This is a genomic window from Psychrobacter sp. AOP5-GZ1-6, assembly GCF_052376345.1.
In the GTDB taxonomy this organism is placed as follows: domain Bacteria; phylum Pseudomonadota; class Gammaproteobacteria; order Pseudomonadales; family Moraxellaceae; genus Psychrobacter.
Genome location: NZ_JBQSVP010000116.1, coordinates 1 through 9826 on the forward strand (window position 1 = coordinate 1; position 9826 = coordinate 9826).

Sequence of the window (9826 nt, forward strand, 5' to 3'; positions counted from 1 at the left end):
TGGTTAATAATGACAGTGACAAACAGTTTTATATAGCCACTGCTAATTTACTTAATTTTGCTAATCCAAATCGAATTTATTATGACAATGCGCCTGCTTACAGTGATGATGAATACGAGCACAAGTTAGGTGGTATTAGTAGCCTTTTAGCAAAGGCAAACGCTGATATCATTGCAGTACAAGAGGTATGGGACAGCCAAGCGTTAACAGATTTAGCTGTTTCATTGGGGTTTAAGCGCGAGCATGTTGTCGCGCCACTAGCCAGTAATGATGTTTCTAGTCCTCATACGCAGGGTAAAGGTGCACAAAATACCCCTGCTGTTGGCATTATTAGTCGTTTTAAACATTTAGAAAGCAGTTTATTAACAGACATTGAGCCAAAAGCGGTGATTGATATTCCTGATATTGGTCCTCATCAGCACTTTAATCGTCCACCGTTGATTTTGCGTGTTGATGCGTATGGACAACCGATTACGATTGTTACTGCACATTTAAAAAGTAAGCGTGCTTTTTTTCTACGTGATGATAAAGGTCACTTACTAGAAGATATGGATGACCCAAACATTCGAGTTCGTGCCAAACTGCGTAGTTTATGTATGCGTGCTGCAGAAGCTGCTTCTATCCGCATGTCTGTCATTGAAAGACTACATCATACTCAGGAGCCATTGATTCTGTTAGGTGATATGAATGACGTTACGGGTAGTGTGACCACTCAGTTGATGGCGGAGACTGGAGAAGTCAATTATGATAAGAGCATGCGTGATGTTGCACTATTCGATGCCGCTCGTATTCAAGCGCGTTATGGTTGGATGAAAGATGTGGCATATACCCATATATATCAAGGTATGCCAGAAATAATTGACCAGCTATTTGTTTCAGAAGAGTTTTTGCCTGACAGCAAGTATTCGCTAGGTCAGGTTGAACGGGTGGACTATTTTAATGATCATTTGAAGTGGGATTATGCAGATAGAGTCATCGATCATGGTATTATAAGAGCAAAAATTAAACTTAATAATTAAACCTAATCATTAAGTTTGATATATTGAATTGCATTAAATGGTTAACTCTATTAGATTGTTGACCTATACTTTACTATTACTTAACTTATTTATCTTCCTTGCTTGATGGTGTACAAGCGTTTATGATGCCTCTCCGTTAGAGATGGTGCGCATATTAGCGTGACATTGTTAGTTAACATAGCTTAATTTTTAAATAAAAATTAATATTATCTAATGAAGTTTGTATCTATAAAACAGGGTGTAATATTAAGAGGCCTATGATGAGCGAAAATAAAGACGAAAAGATTGAAGATGTGTTGGTAGACTCGGAGCTAGCAAAAAAGCTTGTACCGAATAAATTTAAGTTTACGAGTCAGCAAGGTCGAGCACGTCGCCAAAAGTTGTTGGCGGGTGCCAAAAAATTGAGTGAAACACTGCCCATTAATGATATCACTTTGGCCGCTGTGTGTGAAGAAGCAGGTATCCCACGAGCTTCTGCCTATCACTTCTTTCCTAATATCGAAGCAATATTTTTAGCATTACGCTTTTTAAATGCTATTGAAATATTAGAGATCGTAGAAACAGTTGATATTGGTAATTATGATAGATGGCAGGGTTATCTGACGGCACTCATCGATCAGTGTGTGACGATATTCCATAATGATGAAACCAAAGCTAAGCTTATTTATGATACCAATACGCCTGATTTCGAAGGTGATAGCTTCGGTGAAGATATCAACTATCAAATCATTGATTTGGTTTATAAGCGTTTGTCAGAGCGTTATGAAATGCCAGGTTTCCATGATATTCAAGATACGTTGTTGATTGCTTATAGCATTATCAACTCTATATTTACGTTATCTTATCGTCGTCATCAAAAAATTACTGATGAGTATATCCAAGAAGCGAATATTGCATTCATCGCTTACTTACGTTGCTATCTACCAGAAAAGCTACCACGTAAAAAATCATCAGTGTAGAGCGTTAAAGAATATTGAAGCTATGTAAACACAAAAAAGCCAACATGACATGTTGGCTTTTTTGTGTTTACTGTTTTTAGCGATGTTTTTGTCGATAGATCTGGCCGTGATTGTTTTACAGAGTCGGTGTCGACATTTGCTTATGGCACGTATCACGACTATATCTCTGTAGGAGGGTGTTATTAGTAAGTCGTTTCTCTTACTATGCGCATATTTATGAAGGTTATAAGTGTTTTAATCTACCATGGTATTAAATGCAACGGCTGCTGATTTTTTCGCTGGTAATAACTTTATATCCCAACGTAAGGTGCGATATTCAGATAAAGGGATTTCAATCATCTTGCCATTTATTTTTCGCATCAAAGGTATATGGCCGTAATTTTTGCTATCAATACTGGCGAGTGCGCTAGCCGGGTAAGCTTCACCCGTAAAGACCATATTGGCGGGAATAGGTAGTATCACCGCCATATCCCTAATGTCTTTGTCTAGTGCATTGGTATAAGTTGCTTTGTATTGAACGATGGTGCCAGTGGGTGCGGTGCGTATCGGTATATAGCTGGTTTGACCTTCAGCATCCTTCATCACTTTGGTTGCTGTTAGTGTCATCTTTAATGCATTATTAGCCTGAGCAGTATTTAATAAAAATATCGATGCTAAACTTGTTAATACAGCACCACGTAAAATATCAAAACCTTTCATATCGTGTTCCTTGCATAACATACATTGTTACTATTCATACAATCCCGTTTTGTGCATCTTAATATAGGTATTTGTAGTTCAGCAATAGGGCGCTAGTCTAGGGCATGTCCTTAATTCAATCGATAGTTATCTAAATGGGTTAAAAATAGCTAAATCTTGCCAAACGGCGTCAAATAGCTGACTAATATCTCGATATTATCTGCGCTATTTTCCTTGTTTGACGGCAATTTATCTCATTTTTATCACCATTTCTAAAATGAGGACACGCCCTAGTAAGGATAAGCGTTTTTGAGTGTAACAAAAAAAATATAAAAATCTATAATGAATAAGATAGGTTGCGTGTTGAGGTCACCGAATGGCAGAGTTTCGATTTGATACAGTCTAAATTTAGACACTTTATCAATGACTTTATTCTAACCAAATTTATTGAGAGAAGTGTTGCTCTTGTTAGCGATTAAGCACTCTATTTGTATTCAAATGCAATGTAGTTTTAATGTAGGACTTGTGGAACTCAGACATGGACAAATTAAAAGTATTTATTGCAGCAGTGCATTGTTGATTATGAAGAAGTAAAGATTTACTAAGGCATATAAGCAGCCAAACCAGTATTACTTTATGACTATATCTTAGGTGTTGTCGAGTAGGTAGCAGTTGCAGGCAGGTTCAAAGAGTTAGCTTTTGCATTAATAGTGACTAATATAGCCATAATAAAAATAGCAGCAGTTGTGATGGCAAACATGAGCGTAGAGCCGGAGTAATATTTGCAGCCACGAATTTGACTTTTTTGCATTTAACTTCCTGAAATAATATTCACTGTAACAACAGTTCTGCTATATAAAAGACGAAATTTATTATATCTGTATGATAAGGATTTTATGGTTTAGCCCATAGCTAAAAAAGATGAAAGGTGTGATTAAGCGATAAAATGTCATGCTGTAAAACAGTTAACAGTAGTAAGACCAAAGACATGTTATTTTAGTAAATATTTACTTAGCAACTAATCATTATTTATTTCAAAAATACTTGTCATATTACCATTTCTCTACAGCTATAAACATCTATGTCAGAAGAGCCTATAATGAAGAGTTATTATCATCTGATAATTGACTGTAGAGGCCAAAGGCAACTTTGCCTTTATTATCTAGCTGTTCCATTTATAAGGAATAAGAGACACTGCTGTTTTCTTTTTGATTGGTTATGTTGGGCAGCTATCTATTATGCAGCGACTATGTTTATGAAGCCGTTAAATACAGCCCTATAAACCTAACCTGTGAAATGTCATTTCTTAAAATTAACAAGGAAGTCATTGAGCAAACGATTTATGTAAGACAGTATTGATTGATACTTGATTTAATAACTCCCTGCCACTATGCAGGGCTGACTGATAAAAAAGGACAATAAGATGAACTATTATAAGGATGCTGATAGCACCGAAACACAGGAATGGCTGCAAGCCTTTGAGTCTGTACTCAAACATGCGGACAAAGATCGTGCTCAGTTTTTGCTAAAAGCTCTATACAACATGGCGGTTCAAGAAGGACTGCCATTCAATCGTTTGGATACCGCTTATATAAATACGATCGCGGTCGAAGATGAAGCGATGTATCCTGGTGATTTGACCATTGAGCGTAAAATTCGTGCTTTGATTCGTTACAATGCATTGGCCATGGTGATGCGTGCGAACAAAAATGATGATGACTTGGGTGGTCATTTGGCGACATTTGCCTCTAGTGCAACGCTTTATGAAACTGGTTTTAACCATTTCTTCCGTGCGGCTAGTGATCATTTCGGTGGTGATATGATTTATTACCAAGGTCACTCAGCGCCAGGTATCTATGCTCGCTCTTATTTAGAAGGTCGCTTGACTGAAGATCAGCTCGATAATTTCCGTCGTGAAGTCGGTGGTAAAGGTTTATCAAGCTATCCTCATCCATATTTAATGCCGGATTATTGGCAGTTCCCAACGGTATCGATGGGACTTGGTCCAATCATGTCTATTTATCACGCCCATGTACATCGTTATATGGAAAACCGTGGGCTGTTGGAAAAAGAAGGCCGTAAAATTTGGACATTCTTAGGCGATGGTGAAACTGATGAGCCAGAAAGCTTAGGAGCGATCTCTCTTGCTGGCCGTGAGAAACTGGATAACTTAATTTGGGTCGTCAACTGTAATTTGCAGCGTCTTGATGGTCCGGTACGTGGTAATGGGAAAATCATCCAAGAGCTAGAATCTGTATTCCGCGGTGCAGGTTGGCGAGTAATTAAAGTTATTTGGGGTGGTAAGTGGGACAGTCTACTAGCCAATGACCATACAGGTGTGTTGAAACAGCGTATGGAAGAAGTGGTTGATGGTGAGTATCAGTTATATGAAGCCCGTACGCCTGAATTTACTCGCAAGCACTTTTTCAACAAGTACCCAGAGCTAGAAGAAATGGCTAATGCGTTATCTGATGAAGATATATCACGCCTAAACCGTGGTGGTCATGATCCAATGAAGGTATATGCTGCCTTTAGTGAAGCTATGAAAACCAAAGGTCAGCCAACCGTTGTCTTGGTCAAAACTGTGAAAGGTTACGGCTTATCTACTCAAACACAAGCTGTCAATAAGTCACATCAGATTAAGAAACTGGATCAAGAAGCTTTGATGTATTTCCGTGATCGTTTTGATCTGCCATTTACCGACGAACAGCTAGAGACTCTACCATTCTACCGCCCTGAAGAAGGTTCAGCGGAGATGAAGTATCTCAAAGGTCGTCGAGAAGCATTGGGTGGTCACTTGCCTAATCGCCGTAGTGGCCATATTCCATTGAATATCCCTGAGCTATCGATTTTTGATCGAGTACTAAAAGGTAGTAATGGCAAAGAACAATCCACCACGATGATGTTTGTACGTTTATTGTCAGCAATGCTAAAGAATAAAGACATTCAAGATCGTGTTGTACCAATCGTACCTGATGAAGCACGTACTTTTGGTTTGGAAGGTATGTTCCGTCAATTAGGCATTTACTCAGCTGTTGGTCAAAAGTATACGCCTGAAGATAGCGAAGCGTTAATGGGCTACAAAGAAGCTATTGATGGTCACATGTTAGAAGAAGGCATCAATGAAGCAGGCGCCATGAGTACTTGGATTGCATTGGCAACCAGTTACTCTGTAAACGCATTACCGATGATTCCGATGTATATTTATTACTCCATGTTCGGTTTCCAACGTGTGGGTGATTTGGCTTGGGCAGCAGGTGATTGTCAAGCACAAGGTTTCTTGTTAGGGGCTACGGCTGGTCGTACAACGCTGAATGGCGAAGGCTTACAGCATCAAGATGGCCACTCACAAATTCTATTCAATGTCGTACCAAACTGTGTCAGCTATGATCCTTGCTTTGGTTATGAGCTAGCAGTCGTTATGCATGATGGGCTACGCCGTATGTATGGTGAAGGCGAACGCGTTTATTATTACTTGACGTTGATGAACGAAAACTACGAGCAACCTGCTATGCCAGAAGGTGCTGAAGAAGGTATCAAACGTGGTATGTACCTGCTTGAAGATAATGGCTCAACGCAAGTACAGCTATTGGGCTCTGGTGTTATCTTACGCGAAGTACAAAAAGCGTCACAGATTCTAAAAGATGAGTTCAATATCACCTCCAATGTTTGGAGTGTGACTAGCTTCAACGAGCTGACTCGTGACGGCATGGTTTGTGATGATTACAACCGTCTACATCCAATGGAAGAAGAGAAAGTGCCTTGGGTTACAGAGCAGTTGGCACCGCACGAAGGTATCGTGGTTGCAGCGACCGATTATATGCGCAACTATTCTGAGCAAATCCGTGCTTGGTTGCCAGACAACCGTCCTTATACCACTTTGGGTACTGATGGTTATGGTCGTTCTGATACGCGTGAAAACCTACGCAGCTTCTTCAACGTTGATGCTGCACACATTGTGGTGGCAACGCTGAAACGTCTAGCTGATGAAGGTGAAGTTGAGATGCGTTTGGTGAAAGACGCGATTTCAAGCTTAGACATTGATGTGGATCATCCACCTGCATGGCAACAACAGTCTTATTATGATCATTCTCCAGATGCACCAGCACCAGGTAATGTAAACCCAAATCCGGTACCTGAGTTTATCGCTGAAGACGATGATGAAATCAGTAATGAAAATCAAGCGGATGCAAATTTACCGAATAATGGTGATGTCAAAGAATAATAATCATAAGACAAGGAGATAACCCATGGATATTAAAGCCCCAGATTTGGGTGTTGATAGCGCTGAAGTCAGCGAAATTATGGTAGAAGTTGGTGATGTTATCGCAAAAGATGACAACATCGTGTTATTAGAATCAGACAAGGCATCGGTAGAAGTACCAAGCTCTGCTGCTGGCAAAGTCACCAAAATTAGTATTGCTGTTGGTGACCAAGTTAGTGAAGGCATGGTACTGATAGAGCTTGAGAGTGATGAAGGTACTGCCGAAACAGCAGCGGTAACCAGTAGTGACTCTTCTAGCGATGAGCCTGCTGAAAGTGAACGCGCTCCAGAAAGCCAAGCGGTTGAAGAGAGTCAGACTGAGGAAGCTGATGACAGCAGTAGTGATGAGCCTGCAGCAGCGGCTACTTATGCCTTGCCAGATTTAGGTGTGGATGAGGCACAAGTTGCTGAAATCATGGTTAGTGTTGGCGATACTGTTAATGCAGATGAATCGATTTTATTGATTGAATCTGATAAAGCTTCAGTCGAAGTGCCTGCACCTGTGTCAGGTACGGTCGAGAAGATTTTGGTTCAAGCTGGTGACATGGTTGCCAACGGTCAAGATTTCATTGTGATTGTAGGTAATGCACCTGCTGCTAAAAAAGCCAGTACAGAGACCTCTAAACCAAAAGCTGAGAAAGCAGCGGCTGATACTGTTGCAAGCGAACCAAAGCAAGCAACAAAATCGTCAACGCCTACTACAGCTGCTAGCAATAAAAATGACAAGCTGACAGAAGCCCAAGTAAATGAAAAGCTAGTCGATGTCTATGCAGGTCCAGCTGTACGTAAGCTGGCACGTCAGTTAGGTGTGGATATCACGAAAGTGAGCGGTTCGGCACTGAATGATCGTATTCTAAAAGAAGATTTGTTTGCGCATGTTAAAGAAAGTCTAAGCACTCAAAAAGCGGCACCTGCTAGTGGCAATGTGGCTACTTCAAGCCTGCCAACATTACCAGACATGAGTAATACCGAGATTTGGGGTGAAACATCGGCGCAAGATCTTAGCCGTCTACAGAAGGTCTCGATACCTCAACTCAATTACAATACATTGTTGCCGCAAGTAACGCAGTTCGATTTGTCTGACATCACTGAGACCGAAAAACTACGTGGCGAGTTAAAAGGCGGTATGAAAGCAGAAGGTATTGGCTTTACTATTTTAGCCTTCGTGGTCAAAGCGACTGCTTATGCGTTAACCCAACATCCACGCTTTAACAGTCACTTAAGTGATGACAATACTCAAGTTATCTTGCGTAAAAGTGTCAATATGGGTATCGCAGTGGCAACAGATGATGGCCTCATTGTACCTGTTATCAAAAACGTACAAGACAAGGGTCTGAAGCAAATTGCTATTGAGATTGGCGAGTTGGCAGTTAAAGCTCGTGATAAGAAGCTCAGCACTAAAGATTTACAAGGGGCGAGTTTCACCATATCGAGCCAAGGTAACTTGGGCGGTACGGCATTTACACCATTAGTAAACTGGCCGCAAGTAGGTATTTTAGGGGTGTCAGAAGCGAGTATGCAGCCACGTTGGGATGCTAAGAAGCAAAGCTTTGAGCCACGTTTGATGCTACCGTTATCACTGTCTTATGATCATCGTGTGATTAATGGAGCAGATGCTGCAGTATTTACGCGTTATATTGCAACGTTACTGGCGGATCCACGTCGTATTTTGCTATAAACTCAACGATATAATAGTACTGGTTCAAGAAAGGCTATCTACGGATAGCCTTTTCTATTGATACAATTGTCATTTTATTAAATGATAAAGATAAAAAAGCCAGCTTAATAGCTGGCTTTTTTATTCATGACATTAGTACATTAGAAGCTTTTTACATAAGCAACACCATATACCCAAGGACTGATATCTACTTCGCCGAGGTTCTCACCATTTAGACTGACGTCTGATTCGATGTCGATATAGCGTGCATCAATACGGAAGGCGTCTGTTGACGTCAATGGGAAGTCAACACCGATATGGCCAGCAACACCTACACTATCATCAATATCTAAATCAGCTGCATCACCTGTATATAGCTTTTCTTTAAAGAACGTAGTGTAGTTAACACCAACACCGACAAAAGGTTTGATGTTCATCGGCATATTGTCATAGTCGAAGTGATATTGTAAAGATAGGGTTGGGGGTAAGTGTTGAGTTTCGCCTTCAATTGTGTCGCCATCAGCAGTTGTTAAGGTAATGTCATGATTGAATGGAATCGCTGCCAATAATTCAACACCAACATTATTAGCGATGAAGTACTCACCAGTAAGTGTTGGGCGCGCATCGCCGCCAACATCAACAGAGAGTGCACCATCTGCAAGAGTACCATTGTCACTCTTAGGGTCTACATAGTGTGCACCAGCAGCGATAGACCAAGAGCCAGCAGGCACAGCAAAAGCAGTGGTCATCGTAAGTGCAGTAGCAGCGGCTAAAACTAGGGATTGTAGTTTCATCGTTTGGTTCCTCAATGTGAGAGATTATGGGTCAGTTTCTAATGAGGGATAACATTAGTCACGGATACACAATGTTATGATTATTGATTAACCTGTAACATTATAGCTCTATTATAATACAAATCCGCTTTAACTGTAAGGTTTTAAACGTATATTCAATTCTTTTATTTCATAAGCTACAATAAGAATTGTTTATGCGTCATTTATTGTATAAATGATGATGGTATAAAAATAGGCGTAATATATTATGATCGGCTATTGTAGTAATTCTCCTCTGCGCTGTAAACATGCGCGTTCTATGAAAATGTTGAATCGTATAGATTCTTGTTGTCCAGAGTGCAGTCTATTTCTACTGCCGGCACAAGATGTCAGTCAGCAACTACATGCTGATGAGCAGTTCTTACAATTCGCTATGATGGCAATTGTTTTTACATTATTTACGGTAGTTTATATTT

Annotated in this window: 7 protein-coding genes; 4 read left to right on the plus strand and 3 right to left on the minus strand. The window is 40.3% G+C overall.

Translation table 11 applies throughout. The annotated features are described in order from the left end of the window. Both ACT3RN_RS12390 and ACT3RN_RS12395 read left to right on the plus strand, forming a co-directional pair. A partial coding sequence (locus tag ACT3RN_RS12390; protein ID WP_444518690.1) for an endonuclease/exonuclease/phosphatase family protein occupies positions 1–1019 on the plus strand: 1019 nt, incomplete at its 5' end. Positions 1020–1279: 260 nt separating this feature from the next. Next, entirely contained in the window at positions 1280–1978 is a 699-nt protein-coding gene (locus ACT3RN_RS12395; RefSeq protein WP_192520790.1) for a TetR/AcrR family transcriptional regulator, read from the plus strand. A gap of 234 nt (positions 1979–2212) precedes the next feature. On the opposite strand, the gene ACT3RN_RS12400 is transcribed toward ACT3RN_RS12395, so the two are convergent. After that, positions 2213–2677 carry a hypothetical protein gene (locus ACT3RN_RS12400; protein ID WP_192992002.1) on the minus strand — a complete coding sequence of 155 codons (465 nt, stop codon included), beginning with the start codon at positions 2675–2677 and terminating at the stop codon, positions 2213–2215. Positions 2678–3296: 619 nt separating this feature from the next. After that, positions 3297–3467: a hypothetical protein gene (locus ACT3RN_RS12405; RefSeq protein WP_192518747.1), complete on the minus strand. Its 171-nt coding sequence runs from the start codon at positions 3465–3467 to the stop codon at positions 3297–3299. 612 nt (positions 3468–4079) lie between these two features. On the opposite strand from ACT3RN_RS12405, the gene aceE reads away from it, so the two are divergent. Continuing rightward, positions 4080–6881: a pyruvate dehydrogenase (acetyl-transferring), homodimeric type gene (gene aceE / locus ACT3RN_RS12410; protein WP_192992001.1), complete on the plus strand. Its 2802-nt coding sequence runs from the start codon at positions 4080–4082 to the stop codon at positions 6879–6881. 25 nt (positions 6882–6906) lie between these two features. Beyond that, positions 6907–8598 (plus strand): 2-oxo acid dehydrogenase subunit E2, encoded by a 1692-nt coding sequence (locus tag ACT3RN_RS12415; protein ID WP_444518691.1) that lies wholly within the window; start codon positions 6907–6909, stop codon positions 8596–8598. A gap of 140 nt (positions 8599–8738) precedes the next feature. Here the strand turns inward: ACT3RN_RS12415 and ACT3RN_RS12420 are convergent, their stop codons facing one another. Beyond that, on the minus strand, positions 8739–9371 hold the full coding sequence (locus ACT3RN_RS12420; RefSeq protein ID WP_192518750.1) for an OmpW/AlkL family protein: 633 nt from the start codon (positions 9369–9371) through the stop codon (positions 8739–8741). Between the last annotated feature and the right edge of the window lie 455 nt (positions 9372–9826).

Bases quoted from the DNA above. Each gene is read 5' to 3' on its own strand.
- ACT3RN_RS12395 (WP_192520790.1), top strand. From the start codon at position 1,280: ATGAGCGAAAATAAAGACGAAAAGATTGAAGATGTGTTGGTAGACTCG.
- ACT3RN_RS12420 (WP_192518750.1), bottom strand. From the start codon at position 9,371: ATGAAACTACAATCCCTAGTTTTAGCCGCTGCTACTGCACTTACGATG.
- ACT3RN_RS12405 (WP_192518747.1), bottom strand. From the start codon at position 3,467: ATGCAAAAAAGTCAAATTCGTGGCTGCAAATATTACTCCGGCTCTACG.
- ACT3RN_RS12400 (WP_192992002.1), bottom strand. From the start codon at position 2,677: ATGAAAGGTTTTGATATTTTACGTGGTGCTGTATTAACAAGTTTAGCA.
- aceE (WP_192992001.1), top strand. From the start codon at position 4,080: ATGAACTATTATAAGGATGCTGATAGCACCGAAACACAGGAATGGCTG.
- ACT3RN_RS12415 (WP_444518691.1), top strand. From the start codon at position 6,907: ATGGATATTAAAGCCCCAGATTTGGGTGTTGATAGCGCTGAAGTCAGC.